Genomic DNA, 16,190 nt, shown 5'->3' on the forward strand with positions numbered 1-16,190 from the left:
ATCCTCGATCAGCAGTCGCCGCACGAGAACCTTGGCCCGCTTGGGCACTCCGAGGATCGAAGCGACGCGCGGCGGTACGGGCACCTGCCCTACGTGGACCAGTCGACCGGACGGACTCGATTCGTCACGCTCCAGCGCTTCACGGCCGCGTTGGTCTTTCTGCTCAACCGCTTCCGGGCGCCCGCGGACGATCGTGCCGTACCCCTGCCGAGACTCCAACCAGCCGTCTCTCTTCAGGAGCTCCAGCGCCCGAACAACAGTCGGTCGGGACATGCCGAAGGCTTGGACCAGCTGATTCTCACTGGGAAGGAGCGTGCCGGGCGGATACGTGCCGTCTTTGATCCGACCCTGGAGCGTCTGCGCCAGCCGCACGTACTTCGGTGCGGCCACTTCGTACGCCATAGTCCCGCCTAGTCGGAATCCGCCAAGTCAACTTGTCAAGCAGCCTACCCCTGTGACGTCATGACGTCACGAGCCCCTGGCGTCACCAGGTCAGCGCTTCCAAGCACCGTCGATCCGGAACGAGACCCGCGTGCCGCCGAACCGGCTCGGGCCGGCGCTCCACGAGTCCGACAGCGCGTCGACCAGGAGGAGCCCCCGCCCGTGCGCGTCACTGGCATCAGGTCGCCTTATCCGCACCTGGGCCGGAAATCCTGGGTTGTGCACGTCCACGAGCAGGGACTCCCCCACCCGCCACCACTCGACGCGCACCCGCCAGGAGTCCTCAGCCTCCCCGTACAGGACCGCGTTCGTGACGAGTTCCGAGATCATCAGCACACAGTCATCGATCGAACAGGCCGGCGCGTAGGGGCTGATGAACTTGCGGAACCAACGTCGGGCGCGTGCCACCGACTCAGGCACCGGATACAGCGTCATGCTCCCGACCAGCGCCGACTCCTTGTCGCTCCCCTCAGGACCATCCACCACCTCGTTCACTCGCACCGCTCCTCTCTGCCGGTGCCACCACAATCCAGGCAGCGCCGTTTCGGTGTGACACGGGCGCGAGCGTCAGCGGCAGAGAGCGCCAAGGAGGCACGCGAGCCGACGCGCTTCCAGCCCCGACCCCTGCACGCACGGCATGCCGCCTCTTGCGTCACGCGCCGTGGCTCCGCATGCCCCTGACTCACGAGCCGCGCCCCCTTCAGTAAGTGGCCTTAGCCACTTACTGGATAGTGGCATTAGCCACTTGGAGTCGCAAGCGTTTCACGCAAAGAGACACCGCCCAACTACACGATCGGGTAGCCCTGTTCGAACGCCCAACGCTCCGGCGGGTACGTGGCTTCGGCGAACTCCAGCGGTCGATCCTGCAGGTCGTAGACGACGTGATGGACGATCAACACGGCTGCACCGGGCGCCAGTTCAAGATCGGCGGCTTCATCTTCCGTCGATGATCGGGCGCACATACGATCCTCGGCGTAGCTGCCCTGCCGACCGGTCACGCTCTCCACGTACATGAGCGTGCCTTCCCGAATCCGGTCAGGATCACGAAGCTTCGGCGCCCGCTCTCCGACGTCAGGCCCGAACCAAGAGGTGGAAAGAGTGATGGGCCCCGAGTCGTTGTTGGTCACACGCCGACGGTGAACAGCTCGGGCACCCACCGCCAGGCCCAGGGCCTCCGCCACATAGTCGGGGGCCTCCAGCCAGCCGGCCGAGGTGATCACCGCGTACTCACCGGGTGTGTAGATCTTGCCTGTCTGCTTGGCTCGGCCGTACAACTCACGGGCGCGGCGGTTCACTTCCAGGCTACGGACATACGTGCCCGAGCCCTGCCGCTTCTCGACCAGGCCCTGATGACTCAGAGCTTCCAGCGAACGCGCGGCCGTTGGCCGGGACACCTTCCAGGAGGCCGCGAGTTGGCGCTCCGACGGAACCTCATCGCCAGGCCGCAAATCACCCCGCAGGATCTGATCACGGATGTGGTGCGCGATCTGCAAGTACTTGGGCTGAGCTTCCTCGATCTTCGGCATACGACCCCCTCCCCGCTGTCCAGGTGGCTATTACCAGTAGCCACTATAGAGTGAGTGGCTAGCCCCGTTCCCCGTACGCTGGCACGCGTGACCCGCTTGATCGTTGCAGCAGGAGGAGGGGGCGACGCCGTCGCCGCCTCAATGCTCGACGCCGCTCTCTACGGCGACTCAGACCCGGCGGTGATCCTCACGTACGCATGGGACCGCCTCCTGATCGATCCGCTACCGGGCCCACGAGGGCCGGCCGATTTCACCGGACTGCGCCCGCTCACCAAAAGCGTCCAGGCTGTGCTCGCAGGCGCCCGGCCAGTAGCCCCCGCAGGCTCGACGCTCCCCCGGCTGGCGGCCGAACTGCCCCAGACACTCGCCCTGATCGACCCACACCAAGGCGTCGAGGGCATCACGCGCCAGCTCGAAGAACTCATCGAGCACCTTGCCCCTGAGTCGATCGATCTCTTGGACGTCGGCGGCGACATCCTGGCCCACGGCGACGAACCCACGCTCCGCAGCCCCTTGGCCGACGCACTGCCCCTCGCTGCCTGCTGCGAAGTCAACGCACCCGTACGGCTTCTGGTCGCCGGCCCCGGCCTGGACGGTGAATTGCCCGCCGACCTTCTTCACGACCGCATGGGCCCTACCATGCTCACCCTCACTGCCGAACACGTCGAGCCCATCAGCTCTGTCCTGGAGTGGCACCCATCCGAAGCAACGGGGATGCTCGCAGCCACAGCACGAGGGCTCCGCGGCCTGTGCGAGGTCAGAGATGCCGGCCTGCCGATTCCTCTGACCGACGAGGGCCCCACCGTCCACGAAGCCGACCTAGACGACGCTCTCGACCGCAACCAGCTCGCCCGAGCCATCCTCACAACGCAGACTCTTGAAGAGGCGGAGCAGCACAGCCGAGAAATCTGCGGCTACTCAGAGATCGACTACGAACGCAACAAGGCCAGTTGGCTCGGCACTCGACAGGAGCAGAAGCTCGTCCCAGAGACGACGCTCCACCAACTCGACCAGTTCGAGGCCAAGGCGCGCAGCCGCGGAATCACCCACACAACGTTCCGCCACCTCACAGAAGCCCTCGACCTGCACGGCAACCAGCGCCAGGACCTCAGGAACCTCCTGCTCAACTCCCGCCGAGAGCAGTACCAACCGCCGCTCTGGCGCATCCGCCCCGAAGCCTGAGTAACAACTTTCTCTACGGTTTCAAGGCGCCTCGCTCCGCTCGCCGCGCGCTCCCCGGCTTCCCGCCGGGTCCCGCCGCTCCTGTCTCCGCCCCGCTCCGGGCCCCGGCTACGCCGGTCGCGCGACTGAAGAGCGAACGCCAGCAGTGGGGAGAAGCCCGCTGTGGCTGGGGCGGTCGGCTCCACGGCTTTAGCCACCTCCCCGGTTCGGGTCCCGCGTCGAGCACGACCAGGAGGCCACTCGTTCAAATTCCGGGCAGGGGCACAGCCTGCCCGAGTTGCCGGCCAGCGTACGGCCCCCTGATCATGCCCGACCCCAAACCGGGCAGGACACCGGCCAAAGCCGCTCCACCGACCTACGTGCGAAGCCGTACCGGAACGGGAACCGGCAACTCTGAAAGCACAGGAAAGTCAACCTTTGCCAGTTCATACACCGGAAGCCCGGAAAGCGACTCGACGGTGACAACCAACGAAAAATCCACAGGCGGAGAATTCCTCGTCAATAATCCCCCTTCACGCGTAAGGAATTCGATGTCGAGCCGTGGCAGATGAAGGCCTTTCGCCATTAGGCAATCCTGCCCCTGCATGATTGTCTCCCACTTCCCTCCTCGACGACGGCTAGATTCCGAAGCTTTTGGACCGACCTTCTGCGAACGAGTACTTGGCTGCTGGCTCATTTTCCAACCCTCTTCACGAAGGTCTGCTACGCGATCCGCATCCTCTTGAATATTTACCTTGACCGTACGCCTCGGGTTTTCAGGATCCCGAAAACTGTACACTTCCGAGTGGGGGCGCAGCGTGAACTCCAAACCCGATTCGGTGTACTCCACAGCCTCTGTTGGATCGGTGGGCGAGGCGTAGGATATTGTCCATTTCACCTTCACTTTCCCCCTGTCAATCCCTCCAGGGACCGGCAACGTAAATCCAAGTATCTGATCCCGTTCAATTGAGGCCTGGTAAAGCACTGTCACCTGCCGGTCAGAACAAACGAGCGCGTTCGAATAATCCACCGGAATTCTTCCGTGCCCCGATTCCAACATAAGACTCGGATCTGCGTGCGGCTCCGCAAAATGAATTGCGAAAGCTCGTAGGGCAGAGGCGCTACAGCGGTCACCTAACTGAGTGCTGAGCTTAGCTAGACCATGCGCAGCAAGAGGTGCGGCATAGCTGGTACCCCAATCGTAGGAAAGCCGCCCATTGCCCATCAGTCGCGCAAATGGGCGTTCAGCGTCTCCTCCGTAAGCCAGTACAGTCGGCTGGACCGTCGCCCCCGGCCGACCTGGGCCAACGGCGCTATATGGCGGCCTTGACCACATCATTTCCGGGTGGGGGCGATCGCAAGCACCTACACTAAGCCCATTAGCCATATCGGCGGGCACTTGAACTCGGTTACCTCCTTCATCAGTCTCCTCCCCATTATTTCCGGCAGCGACAACGAAGAGAATATCCCTTTCATACGCCAGTGCATCCAACACAGCCGTCCAACGATGCGACTCACCGTCGTCCACTGGAACCTCTGGTCCCAGGCTGAGGTTAACGATCATTGCATCACTGTCCGCCACCCGCTTCTGAATTTGTTCCAGAAGCCAATAAAGCTCGACACCGTCATTATCATGCCCGGGAATGCAGCGGAAGTGAGTCACACGCACCTGCGGAGACTGCAAACGGCTTCCCGCATCAACATTGCCGTAGAGGATAGCGCCCGTCACGGCGCTTCCATGTTCTATGCATCCTGGAAAAGCTGGCTTCTCAGTCAGGTCTACCTGATTCACAGAACCTGCGAAGAAGTCGCCGGCAACGTCAACTCCGGCGTCGAAGATGAGCACCTCAGGAGCATCAGGCTCAGCGGGCGGCGGTGCTGGTTGCGAAACACCAGGGGCCGATCGTAACGGCAGGGCAGGCACAGGACGGATGCGCGGCATCTTCCTTATGGAACGCAGCGGATTGAAAGCTGCCGCTTCTTTCGCTTTCCCTGAAGGAAGGAAGACCGGGACGAAGGTCAGTCCGCCTACAACGTCACGCCTATCACTGACGACTTCACCTCCGAGGCTTCGAATGTACCGCTCAAACTTCTCGAAAACCGCGCCCGATAGGGGTCGTCGTGAAATCCCAGGAAGATCAGGGTCGGGGTGAAGAACTGCTTCGAATGCCTCACGCTCCTTGGCGTGTTCCGCACCGGCATTTGTCGCCCCTTTGACGACTTCAGCCACTCGTGGGAGATGTATATTAGAGAATCTCCTAAGCTCTTCTGCGACTCCCTTTTCTCGGCGATCCAGAGCACTCCCTGAGAGAATATGAGTCAGCCACTCAAGGCTGTGATTATCGCCAGCAACGATTAGCGATTTGGTCGGGACATCGACTTCCGTTCGACTGCGCAGCACCAAATCGCCTGTGGCAGAACGGGACCCTAGGGCAGTGAGCCCAAGCAACCTTATTAGCTTTTCTGGGAAATAGCTATTTGCTAAGTAATTCGGCAGGAGTTTTACCTCAAAGACCACATGGTCCGCGCGCAATTTTTCATCTAAAGCGCGCGCAGTGTTACGTAGCGCTTGGGCCTGCGGGCCAAGGATTCTTTGCGAATCCGCTAATGTGTATGGGTGATACTTGCTGCCCCCTCCACCCGCCCTATCAATCATCTCCGACATGTGCTCTCCTCCTACGAGGATGCGTCCGCCAGGTCCCTTACTCATTTTCCCCCCAAGCTAAGTCACTACTGCTTGCGCTCCTGGGATGCCGAAATTGCCCTACTGATAGTCGGGTGACTCACACCGAGGATGCTTGCGATCTTCCGATTTGAAAGCCCTAGGTACACACTGGCCGCCACCGCCACCTGTTCTCGGATGTTTGCATCCTCGCTAGCCGCCTCGCGCAGTTTTGATAGAGCGAGACGCACAAGGCCTTCCTCAAGGGAAGCTAGATCCCCTTCGCGCACGATCGATTCCCGGGCGATGCCGTTACACAAGCGTACGATGTCCGAATGTGATAGGCCGTCCGTCGCCAGGGCCATTAGGCCGCAAGTGTCGGCGGACACTGCGGAGGAAACAATTGCAGGCAGAGATGAAATCAGAAGCTTTCTCTCACCAATGGCCGGAAGAGGCAGCTCTATCAGGACATCAAACCGCCGGGAGATTGCAGAATCCAATAGTTCTTTATGGTTCGTAGCGGCAATCAGGAAACTTCCAGCCGGCCAACGATCAAGTTCCAGCAGAAGAACATTGACCAGCCTCTTAAGTTCACCAACATCCGAATCATCTTCGCGACGCTTTGCCAAAGCATCAAATTCATCAATGAATAGTACGCATTCATTCTGCGCAGCGAAATCCAGGACTGCTCGAAGATTACGCCCAGTGCGTCCTAGATAGCTGGACATTACCGAAGCCAAGTCAACGACCAAGAGCGTCTGTTTCATTTGGCTGGCGATATGCGATGCGGTGAGAGTCTTACCGACGCCAGGCGGCCCACTAAGAAGGACGCTACGTGAAGGCTGCAGCCCAACGTCCACCAGTGCTTCACGCACCGGGCGTTCAGCAACGAGAACATCCACACGCTGTCGCGTGCTCTCGTCCAAAACGGGGCCATAGCTCGGGGCGGTTTCAGCCACACGTAGCAACACTTGGTTGGTCTCAGGATCTCGCGGAAGGCGTACCGCCTCCGAAGTCTCCGTTCCGGTACCTTGCGCCACGTCGACGCCTCGGAGAGGGCTCTGACCCTGCGAAGCTGTAAGCAAAGCCCTCAGTTCCGCACGCAGAGTCACAGCGTGCTGCGCATCTTCGGGTGGACGCCGCATGAGCCGCCGACACAGCTCACGAACAGCCTGAGTGTCAGCCCTGAGGCCAGCATCCATCAACTCAAGGAGTGCCCTCTCAGTCGGACTGAGGCCTGCTCTATCCTGCCACGCTGACGCACCCATGCCGGGAGGTTACCAAGAGGGAATAGCAACAACCAGGGGGGATGCCCCCCCTGGTTCACAGACATCACTCAATGAGGCTAGATTTACCACGCAGGGGTCCGGACGTGTTGACGCACCGGTCTACGTTGATGGCGTCCACTTAGCACGGACCTCGAAGGTGGAGTCAGCCCTGACCTTTCCCACCAGCGGCACTCCCGCCTCGCCGGACAGAGATACGCCGAAGGTGACCTCCAACTCGTTTGGCTGCGAGTCGCCGAACCGGCCGCGAATGGCTGCCGATACGTCTTCGCAGGTCTGCACGATCGCCTCGCCCACGTCCCGAAGCCCGCTAAGTGCCTGTTGGGCTGGACGACCAGCACCTCGGAGCAGCTTCGACTGATCGAAGTTCTCAACTGTCAGGGGCGTGACTTCGACCAGGAAGAAGGAGTTGCCTCCGGCAGACTCGACCTCTTTATACACAGATCCCCCACTCAAGACTGATGACTGCTGACCTACATGATCCCGTAAGTCGCCTCGACATGGGCCCATTTGGTGCGATGAGCCATCCCAGAGCGCCAGGTGGTGATCCGTACGTCCATCCGCGTAGGCACGGTGAGGCTGGGGTAGGTGCGAAGCCCACCCGTCGTGCAGCGGACAAGGCGGAGGTGATTACCACGGGCACGCGTCAAGGGGAATGGTTGAACTCGTCATCTGGCATGTCGTCTTGGGGCTCTCGCTCTGTCAAGCAGGTCGAGGAGGCGATCGCGCGCATCCTTGCCAAGGTGCCGGCCGAACAGCGGCGTCTCGCCGACGGACGCGATACGAGGACCACGCTGGTCGGCATGGTTCGTGAGTGGGCCGAGATCAACGGCGGTGCCGTCGAGATTCGGGCTTCAGGAAGCAAGTGGGTCCATCTCTCTGATGACTCCATGGCGAAGGGCGACTTTCGTCCGATGGGCCTCAGCACTGACCTGTGCGCGATCAGCAACCACGCAGCGGCGCGGACGTTTGCCTCCGGCTACCGAGACGCAGTCTTCGGCAATGCGCCACCCGTGAGCTACTGGTGCAGCACGGCCGTGCGCGAGGACGTCATACCGATCATGCTCGCCGTTCTGGACCGGGAACTCACCGGAGCCTTGGCAGGCCAGGACTGGTACCTACAGACCCCGTGCACACCCCGACTGTGCCTGTACCACCCAGACGACAGCGGGACAGCATTCTGCGGATCAGCCAGCTGCGCACTGGCGTCACCGCATACGCCGTGCGACTGCGTGTGTGGAGGCTTCCACCACGGAATGGGCGAGAAGACTCTGAAGGCTCCGTACCCTGGTGCACCCGACTGGTCGACTGCGCCATCCCCTGTGTGGCGGCCAGGAACGGGCACAGTGGAGATCGATCCCACGCATCGGCGCATCATCGGCCGTGATCCCTCCAGCCAACACGGTGCACGCGTACGGCCACCAACTGCCGCAGGGACGGCTGCGGGCGAGGCCGCAACCGGGCTGGGGCGAGCTGAGCAGCAAGCCAAGCAGGGGCGGACATGAAGTGCGCAGGAGGCGCGGGGTGAGTGTCTAACTGCGTGACAACGCCGACGAACAGCGGCGGACGAGCGTGGATGTCTGCGGACCATTAGCGCAGGTGAAGGCTGCACCAGCCCAAGGCAGCGCCCCTACCCAAGTTGCTTCGGGACGAAGAGGTCGTGGGTTCAAATCCCGCCACCCCGACAGCCAAATAGCAGGTCAGAGGGCCCTTATCGAATCGGTAAGGGCCCTCTGACGTTGGTGCGTGTATATCTGCGTGACTAACGATTGCTGAGTGCCTACGGCTTCCGTCGATCCGCCCCGAAGATGCCATCCATGACGACGGCGCCAGTCTGGATGACAGGCCGGATCTGCTTCCGGTATACCTCCTCGGTGACGGCCGTCCCGGAGTGCCCGACGAGCCGGGAGATCTCCTCCAGGGGGACACCCCGGTCGGAGAGCAGCGACACGAAGCTGTGCCGTAGTTCCCGAGGCGTCCACTCAGCGGCGTCGATCCCGTCGACGTCTTTGAGCGCCTGCCGGAAGGCGCGGCGGACGTTGGCCGCGTCGAGCGACTTGCCGATGGCTGAGGAGAAGACGAGTCCGTTCTCCTCCCACTGGTCATCGGCGGCGAGCCGGTCCCACCCCTGATCCTCGAACTGTTGCCAGAGCGCTTCGACGCAGCGCGCCGGCAGGGCAAGCGTGCGCCGGGACTTCCGGGTCTTGGTGTCCCCGCTCCGCCGGACCGACCGCCAGACAGCGATATGTGGAGGCTGGGACGGCTCGTAGTCCGGCCGCCCACTCAGGAAGACGTGATCCCAGGTGAGAGCTCGCAGTTCTTCCGTACGCGCCCCGGTCAGCAGCGCGACAACGATGTACGCGTGCATGGAGGTCCCTGCGGCCCCTATCAGCACTGCCTCAGCCTGAGCGAAGGTGAGCGCCTTGGACGGCCGCCCCGCCTGCCCTTGAGGCACCGAGCACAGCCCGACAACGTTCCGCTTCACCTTGTCCCGCGCCATGGCCCGCTTCACCGAGCGGTTCAGGCAGGAATGAAGACCCTGGAGCGTGCGTGTACTGAGCGTCTTCGCCTTGACTGCCAGCCAGCGATCGACGTCCTCCGCGCTGAGGTCACGGAGCTTGCGAGCGCCCAGCGACGGGATGACGTGCTTCTCGCTCAGGAGCGTGGTGGTCTCGACGGTGCGAGGGTCGAGGCCGGCCAGCCCGTAGGCGAGCCAGTCAGTGACCGCGTCCTTGACCGTGTAGTTGGTGGGCGCGATAGCGAGACCGTCCTCATGGTCCCGCAGCACCTCTTTGAGCTTGTTCTTCGCCTCCGTCTTGGTCCTGCCACTCCCCCGCTTCACGATCCGCTTCCCGCTCGGATCAAAACCGAGGTTCGCCGTGGCAATCCACCGCTGTCGCTTCTCGTCCCAATGCAGTCCGCCGTCACCACGGCTTCGGCGCTTGGTCATCAGGCGGCCCCCGCCAACTGGCCCTGGATGAAGTCGCGTACGGCCTCGGCCGGTATGCGGCGAGCGCCATCGATCTTGATGGAGGCAAGCCGCTGCGTGCGGATCAGGTCGTAGACCTTTGAGCGTCCGACTTGGAGCTGTGCCATGACGTCAGGCACGGTCAGAAGCTCAGTGGTGGCTCTGCTCATGCTGCGGCTCCTTCCGGGGCGGGCTCGTTCGGTCTGCGTGGAGTTGGTCGGTGAGCCAGGCTTCGTCGCTGGTGAGTCCGGTTCCGGTGTAGTCCCAGCGGGAGAGGACGAGGGTGGTGGGCGTGGGGGCGTGGGCGTCTTCGCCGCGTGTGAGTGCGGCTTGGAGGCGTTGCCATTCGGCGCGGGCCTGGCGGAGGGTGCTCAGGGTGGTGGAGTAGCGGCGGGTCTTGGTGGAGAAGTGGCCCCGGAAGCCGAGCATGTGTGCCCAGGCGCGGAGGCGGAGGTGGGCGAGGTCGGGGCGGGCGCCGAGGTCCCAGCAGGTGCGGACGAGGCGGCGGGCGTGGTCGGTGAGGTCGGTGTGGGCGAGTTCGGCCAGGAGCCGGATGCGGTGGTCGAGGGTGCCGGTCGCGGTCTCGGCGCCCTTGGTGGCGTACTTGGCGATGTAGCCGGCCACGGCGCGGTCGGTGAGTTCGGTGCCGCCCGCGAAGTCGGCGGAGCGGATGACGCGTACGTCGAGCTGGCGGCCGAAGGTGAACCGGTGCGGGTGGCCGTCGAGGGTCGGGCCCGTGACGGTGGCGGCTCGGGTGGCGGATTCGATGGCGTCGGTGAGGAGTTGCGGGGTGGCCCATGCCGGGGGTGGGGTGTTGGCGCCGTCGTGGCCGTCGAGTCGGATGACGGCGTGGAAGTGGACGGCGCCGCGTCGTTGGTACTCGGCGACCTTGGCGAAGGAGACGCGGGCGTTCTGGCGGAAGGCGCGTTGGGTGAGTCCGGCGCGCTTGGCGATCTCGCGGCGGAGGTAGATGGTGAAGCGCCGCCACAGAGCCCCGGCGTGGGCGTTCCAGAGCACCGCGGCTTCGTAGTCGTAGGAGTCGGGGTGGAGCGGTGTTCCGAGGGCGGGATCGTCGGTGGGGTGGGCGGTGCCGCATCGGCAGGCGGGTCGGCCGGTGGGGCGGTTGTGGACGGGGCCGAAGCTGGGTGCGGTGAAGGTCGCGAAGACGCGGGGGTGTGTGGCGACCTGTTCGTTCGTGCCTTTGCCGCCGCGTAGTCCGGCGGTGATCAGGTGGTAGGTGTCGCGGCGGTAGGTCTCGGCGCAGGTGGCGCAGCGGGTGACGCGGCGGTTGTTGCACCGGACGAGGAGCTGTCCGGCCGGGAGCGCGTTCGAGTCGAGGTGGTGAAGGACGGCGCCGATCTCGCCCGTCCGGGTGTCGACGTGGTGTTCCGTGCGGTGCCCGGTCAGACGGATGGGACGGGAGCAGCCGCCGAGGGTGGAGAGCTGGCGCAGGAGTCCGGGCAGTTGCCCGTACGTGGCCAGGCGACGCAGTTCGGTGCGTACGGGTGCGGTGTCGCGCGTGATGATGGTGCTTCTCCTTTGTCTGACATCTGTGTCCGGTCGAAGGGGAAGGGCCTGCCGGGGGCGGCGGATGCTTGGCGGTATCGAGGCTGCCCCGGCAGGCCGGTCAGCGCGTGCGAGCGCCGTTGAGCAGGGAGCGCAGCACCAGGGCCGCGATGGAGACGGAGACGGCCGTGACCGCGACGGTGGCCAGAAGCGCCGTCAGCACCACACCGACGACGAGCACGGCGGCGACGGCCCCGACTCCGAGCCCGACGTACGGGGCGACGGAGCGGCCGGCGGAGGTCGCCGGAGCGTGCGGGCACGAGCAGTTCGCAGGAACGTGATGAGGCCGGGAGGAAACGGCCGATGTGATCACGTGTGTTGTGGGAGTGGGCGCGACGTTGGGCAGTTTCGGGCGAAGCAGCATGGCGGTTGTCCTCTCAGTCGTTGGTGTCGTTGACGACATCGACGTCGGTGCGTGTGCCGGACTCGATCGCCGGGGCGAGGAAGGTTTCCGAGAGCCAGAAGCCGAATAGGGCGATGACGACGGCCACCCAGAGGCGAATGCCGAGGAACTTGATCGCGGCCCAGGCGACGACGCCCAGGACGAATACGAGGGGCAGGGAGACGTTCACGGATCGGCTCCTGTCAGCGGACGGAACAGCGGTGCGTGCGGGCGGCCAGCTCGGCGGCACTGCGCGCGTCGTACTCCGTGGAGAAGCCGCAGCGCGGAGCGGTACAGGCGGCGGTGTGCTTCTCGCGGCCCCGGTCGTCGTAGTACGTGGCGACCTGGACGAGCCCGATACGGGTCACACGGCGGAAGCGCGGTTGCGCGGGCATCAGTTGGTTCCCTTCTCTCCGGTGAAGTCGGCGGTGTGCTCGATGAGCCAGCGACGGATCTCGGCGCCCTCCTGGTCGTCGGCGGTGAGAATCACCGGCTCAGCGACGAACAGGGCCTCGGTGAAGTGGTTCTGGCGGGTCAGTTCGGCAGCGCGCTGGAGGGCGCGGAGGGTGGACGGTCGCAAGAGGCTTCCTTGTCGGTCAGTTGAGGCGGGCGGCGATGGCGGCGGCGAGCGGTGCCGGGACGCCGAGGCGGGCGCGGAGGGTGTCGGTGTCGATGGGCGTTCCGGTGCGGGTGTGGTGTTCCGCGGCGACCTTTCGGGCGTGGTCGACCAGGGCGGCCGGGACCCGGTCGGCAGGCCGGGCAGCGGGTTCAGGGGCCTGATCGAGGGCGAGTTGCAGCTCCGGGGCCCTGTCCGCCGGGGTTTCGTCCGGAGCGGCTTCCGCAGGTGTCGTAGCCGGGCCGTGGGCGAGCAGCGTGCCGCCGAGGAAGGCGACCGCCGGCCAACCCGCCACGGTGATACGTAGCCAGGCCGGGACGTTGTCGAGGTCGAGCAGTCCGGCGGTGGCGACGTTCGCGCCGAGACTGGCGGCGAGCGCGATGAGGAACCAGGACCACCCGGCGGCTTTGGACTGTCCCGAGCGCAGCCGTTTCCAGGCCGCCACCAAAAGGAGGTCGACGCTGATCGGGTAGGCCCAGGCTTTCCAGCCGTCCTGTCCGGCGGCCACCGCCAAGTCATGAAGGTGCGCGAAGGACAGGGCGGCGGCGATGACCGCTTGGATCAGTACGGCGTCTACACGGATCGGCAGTGCGGGCACGGCTCGGCTCCTCCCGTTTTGGGCATGGGCGGGGTAGGGACGGGGCACGATGCGGTCGCACCGACCCGTGTGCGGGAGCTGTCAGCCGGTGGCCGGACGAGGCTTGGTCAGCGGAACCAGCGTCGCGAGACGCGAGGACGATACGTATGGCTGGAAGGGCTTCAACGCCGGTACGTCGGGGATCAGTTCGGCCATGCCACGGCAGAGGGCCGCAGCGTCGGAGAGCGACAGGTACGGGGTTCGGATGCGGGTCCAGCCGCCGGAGGAGTCGCCGACGACGGCGAGGCCAGGCAGATCGGGAGCGATGGCAGCGGCGACGTAGACCGCTTCGGGGGCGATGTCGCCGAGGGCCATTTTGGCGGACGCCTCGTCGTTGACCCGGTGGCAGACGCGGCCAGTCAACTGGGCCCGGAGCATGGTCGCGCCCTTCCCCAGTTCAGCGCCGAAGCGCTGCCCGCAGACCTCCAGATAGATGCCGGCCGCCCGGCCGAGCTGAGCAAGCCGGATCAACTGGGTCACCATCTCGTCGCGACGGTCTTCGTCCTTGCGGGTGGCAACGAGGAACAACTCGGCAACCTCGTCCACGAAGAGCACGATCGGAGCCGGGCGTACGTGGTCCGGCAAACCCCAGATGTCCGAGGTGATCTCTACGTCCAGGGCACCAGGACCGCCCCCTTGATGGGCCTTGATCAGGTCGTATCGGCACTCCATCTCTTTGACGAGTACCGGCAGCAGAGCCGCCGCCTCACTCGGCTCGGTGGCCAGTGCCGAGAGCCGCGGAGCGAACGGAGCCAGCTCCACACCGCGCTTGCAGTCGATGCCTACGATGGCGACAGGTTGGGCCGCCAGTCCCGTCAGCAGGTTGCGCAGGAACATGGACTTGCCGGACAGCGTGGCGCCGAGCACCAGTTGGTGAGGCACGGTCCGGTAGTCCCGAACGAACGCGGTCGCATCCTCGCGCACTGCCACCGGGACAGCCAGGAGGTCACGCTCGACCCGGCGGGGCATTCTCACGCTTCTCAGCACATCGAAGCCGACCAGCCTCAGCTCGACCACACCCGGCTTGACGCTCACGACGTGCACCGCGTGAACACCCCAGGCGTGCCGGAGCCGTTCGGTTGCGGCGGCCACGTCTGCCGGTTCCTGACCGGGAGCGAGTCGAAGTCGGACCCGCAGCCCCGTCGAGGTCGGCCGCAGCAGACCACGACGGGGAGGCACCGGGCGTACCTCTCGCCGCGTCACGGCCCTGACTGCCGCGGCGCGGAGCCGAGACGGCTGGACGGTCAGCCCACAGGCATCCATGGTCGAGCCGTACGAGGCCATCAGCCGGACCACCGACAGCGGCAGCCCGATGAGGACCCAGTACACGGCCGGGTACGCCTTCCTGGCGTAGAGCAGCCCGGCTATGACAGCGAGCGCCCCGCCCAGCTCGACCACGTTCAGGACGTCGGACACGGAGATCAGCTCTCCCGTCCGGCCGGGAAGGCGCCCGGAGTCACAGCAGCCGCGCGGTAGGCGATGCCGTGACGCGCCTGGCCGTTGAAGACGCTCTCCCACGGCCGTGCGACCAGCCCAGGCAGAGCGACCGGCGCACCAACCGCCAGGCCGTCAATCACGCCGCTCTCAGGAACGGTCACGGCGATGAGCGAGGACTCCCCCTCATCGATGTAGACGACGCCAACCTTCATCAGCACCTCGCCACTGACCGCGTCCTTGGCGATCTCCCCCGTCTGCCGGTCCTTGACCTTCGGCTCAGGAGCTTCAGTCATCAAGATCGTCGCGGACGAGGTCTCGACACGAATTGCACGCACAGAACTTCTCCTTCGTTGAGGACCCGTCAGATGGCTTGACAGGTTGACTTAGCAAGTATGAAGTTAGAGATGCCAGGTTGACTTGTCAAGCGCCTAGGCGGCACTGAGTCGGTGGTGCCGATAACTTGGGCTGGGGGCTGGCTAGCGATCCGTCATGGGTGCGATACGGCTGGCCAGAACGGTCGGGACGCCTTGCGCTTCGGACGGAATAGTCCGGCTCAGTCAGTCGCCAGCGCATCTGTGCCCATGTCTAGACGCATGGCAGTTCTCACGTTCGCCAAAGCATTCATGACCTCCCGGAAGATGTGGGCACACTCCTCAGTACCGTCCTCCAGCCCCTCGCCGGTCGCGTCTCTCAGACGGCGAACGCTGCGGAAGTACACAAGGGCCGGCTCGACAACTTGGCTGGGCGCAAAAACCTCAAGCTGATAGCGCAGTTCGTAGCATCTGGCGAACGACTGCCGAGCCACGACGATGCGCTCGGAGTCGGGGAGAGAACGGTTGAGGACAAGGAGCTGCAGTTCGCTTCGAACCTGCGCAAGGGTGGCCAGGTAGGCCCCGTATAGCTCTCGTTTGTTGCGCCTCCACTCACCAGATGCCTCGCGTCGATCTTTGCGGACCTCCACGAGGACTGTCGAACCCATGGCGATGGTCGCACCAAGAATCGTGGCCACCAACGTCGTCCACTGCATTTGAGCAAGCTATGAGAGATGTGCTGTTTGCGGTAGGGCGCCTGCTATCGGCTCCGCTTTTCGACCGCATCTGCGGCGTCGAAGTGTAAAGAAACTGGCCCCGCGAACACGAGTACATGCCGAACGTCAGCACAGAGGGCTGGGCGAAGGCGTCTCAGCCAAGGCGGTAGGTATCTTCGAGTTCCTGCCGATCGGCAGGAAGGAGCACATCCGTCACTTGCAGGGCCTCTCCGGACACGTCACAGGCAACGACAAGCACGCTGAGCACGGGCGCCCCCTCGGTCAAGCCCAGGAACTCCGCCTCTTCCACGCTCGGCAGTCGCGCGGACACCCGCTCAGTCACGTGGTCGAAGCGGATCTTCTTCCGGGCTTCGAGATGCGCGCGAAGACTCCCGTCGAGCGGCGCCGAGCCACTGAGTTCCGTGCCGTCGACCAGGCTGGCCGGGAAGTACGACGAGGAGAGTTCGACGGCCTCTCCCTC

Annotated in this window: 19 protein-coding genes; 1 reads left to right on the top strand and 18 read right to left on the bottom strand. The window is 64.5% G+C overall.

Annotated elements, in window-relative coordinates:
* The 3 genes from BHU15_RS25915 to BHU15_RS25925 all read right to left on the bottom strand — a co-directional run.
* Positions 1-402: GntR family transcriptional regulator (locus BHU15_RS25915; protein ID WP_141726884.1), on the bottom strand; the 402-nt coding region annotated here is incomplete at its 3' end.
* Between the two features lie 90 nt (positions 403-492).
* Entirely contained in the window at positions 493-876 is a 384-nt protein-coding gene (locus tag BHU15_RS25920; protein ID WP_069629415.1) for an ATP-binding protein, read from the bottom strand.
* A 350-nt stretch (positions 877-1,226) separates the two neighbouring features.
* Positions 1,227-1,967 (bottom strand): GntR family transcriptional regulator, encoded by a 741-nt coding sequence (locus BHU15_RS25925; protein ID WP_069629402.1) that lies wholly within the window; start codon positions 1,965-1,967, stop codon positions 1,227-1,229.
* An 87-nt stretch (positions 1,968-2,054) separates the two neighbouring features.
* Between BHU15_RS25925 and BHU15_RS25930 the strand changes: the two genes are divergently transcribed.
* Positions 2,055-3,149, top strand: coding sequence for a DUF1152 domain-containing protein (locus tag BHU15_RS25930; RefSeq protein ID WP_255293214.1), 1,095 nt, complete (start codon positions 2,055-2,057; stop codon positions 3,147-3,149).
* Positions 3,150-3,504: 355 nt separating this feature from the next.
* On the opposite strand, the gene BHU15_RS38605 is transcribed toward BHU15_RS25930, so the two are convergent.
* The 15 genes from BHU15_RS38605 to BHU15_RS25995 form a co-directional block, all read right to left on the bottom strand.
* A complete protein-coding gene (locus BHU15_RS38605) occupies positions 3,505-5,793 on the bottom strand; it encodes a S8 family peptidase (RefSeq protein WP_171908446.1) in 2,289 nt (762 codons plus the stop codon).
* Between the two features lie 65 nt (positions 5,794-5,858).
* Positions 5,859-6,692, bottom strand: a complete 834-nt coding sequence (locus BHU15_RS38610) for an AAA family ATPase (protein WP_171908447.1) — start codon at positions 6,690-6,692, stop codon at positions 5,859-5,861.
* A 486-nt stretch (positions 6,693-7,178) separates the two neighbouring features.
* Positions 7,179-7,517, bottom strand: coding sequence for a CU044_2847 family protein (locus BHU15_RS39810; RefSeq protein ID WP_141726885.1), 339 nt, complete (start codon positions 7,515-7,517; stop codon positions 7,179-7,181).
* A gap of 1,339 nt (positions 7,518-8,856) precedes the next feature.
* Positions 8,857-10,026, bottom strand: coding sequence for a site-specific integrase (locus BHU15_RS25940; RefSeq protein ID WP_069629405.1), 1,170 nt, complete (start codon positions 10,024-10,026; stop codon positions 8,857-8,859).
* Positions 10,026-10,214 carry a helix-turn-helix domain-containing protein gene (locus BHU15_RS25945; RefSeq protein ID WP_069629406.1) on the bottom strand — a complete coding sequence of 63 codons (189 nt, stop codon included), beginning with the start codon at positions 10,212-10,214 and terminating at the stop codon, positions 10,026-10,028. Before BHU15_RS25945 ends, BHU15_RS25940 begins: the two co-directional genes overlap by 1 nt.
* A complete protein-coding gene (locus tag BHU15_RS25950) occupies positions 10,195-11,526 on the bottom strand; it encodes a replication initiator (RefSeq protein ID WP_069629407.1) in 1,332 nt (443 codons plus the stop codon). The genes BHU15_RS25945 and BHU15_RS25950 overlap by 20 nt, the downstream gene beginning before the upstream one ends.
* Before the next feature lie 145 nt (positions 11,527-11,671).
* Complete coding sequence (locus BHU15_RS25955; protein ID WP_176582576.1) at positions 11,672-11,974, bottom strand: SpdD protein; 303 nt, start codon at positions 11,972-11,974, stop codon at positions 11,672-11,674.
* A 13-nt stretch (positions 11,975-11,987) separates the two neighbouring features.
* Positions 11,988-12,182: a hypothetical protein gene (locus BHU15_RS25960; protein WP_069629408.1), complete on the bottom strand. Its 195-nt coding sequence runs from the start codon at positions 12,180-12,182 to the stop codon at positions 11,988-11,990.
* 13 nt (positions 12,183-12,195) lie between these two features.
* Positions 12,196-12,387, bottom strand: a complete 192-nt coding sequence (locus BHU15_RS25965; RefSeq protein WP_069629409.1) for a mobile element transfer protein — start codon at positions 12,385-12,387, stop codon at positions 12,196-12,198.
* Positions 12,387-12,572, bottom strand: coding sequence for a hypothetical protein (locus BHU15_RS25970; RefSeq protein WP_069629410.1), 186 nt, complete (start codon positions 12,570-12,572; stop codon positions 12,387-12,389). The genes BHU15_RS25965 and BHU15_RS25970 overlap by 1 nt, the downstream gene beginning before the upstream one ends.
* A gap of 16 nt (positions 12,573-12,588) precedes the next feature.
* The gene (locus BHU15_RS25975) at positions 12,589-13,206 is read right to left on the bottom strand and encodes a DUF2637 domain-containing protein (protein ID WP_069629411.1); all 618 of its coding nucleotides are present in this window, start codon (positions 13,204-13,206) and stop codon (positions 12,589-12,591) included.
* 81 nt (positions 13,207-13,287) lie between these two features.
* Complete coding sequence (locus BHU15_RS25980; RefSeq protein ID WP_069629412.1) at positions 13,288-14,661, bottom strand: FtsK/SpoIIIE domain-containing protein; 1,374 nt, start codon at positions 14,659-14,661, stop codon at positions 13,288-13,290.
* 5 nt (positions 14,662-14,666) lie between these two features.
* On the bottom strand, positions 14,667-15,017 hold the full coding sequence (locus BHU15_RS25985; protein ID WP_069629413.1) for an SCO3933 family regulatory protein: 351 nt from the start codon (positions 15,015-15,017) through the stop codon (positions 14,667-14,669).
* Positions 15,018-15,235: 218 nt separating this feature from the next.
* Complete coding sequence (locus BHU15_RS25990) at positions 15,236-15,709, bottom strand: hypothetical protein (RefSeq protein WP_141726886.1); 474 nt, start codon at positions 15,707-15,709, stop codon at positions 15,236-15,238.
* Positions 15,710-15,863: 154 nt separating this feature from the next.
* Positions 15,864-16,190 (bottom strand): UTRA domain-containing protein (locus BHU15_RS25995; protein WP_141726887.1); only part of this gene is annotated, 327 nt, incomplete at its 5' end.

The sequence above is a fragment of the Streptomyces niveus genome (genome assembly GCF_001723055.1).
GTDB lineage: Bacteria > Actinomycetota > Actinomycetes > Streptomycetales > Streptomycetaceae > Streptomyces > Streptomyces niveus.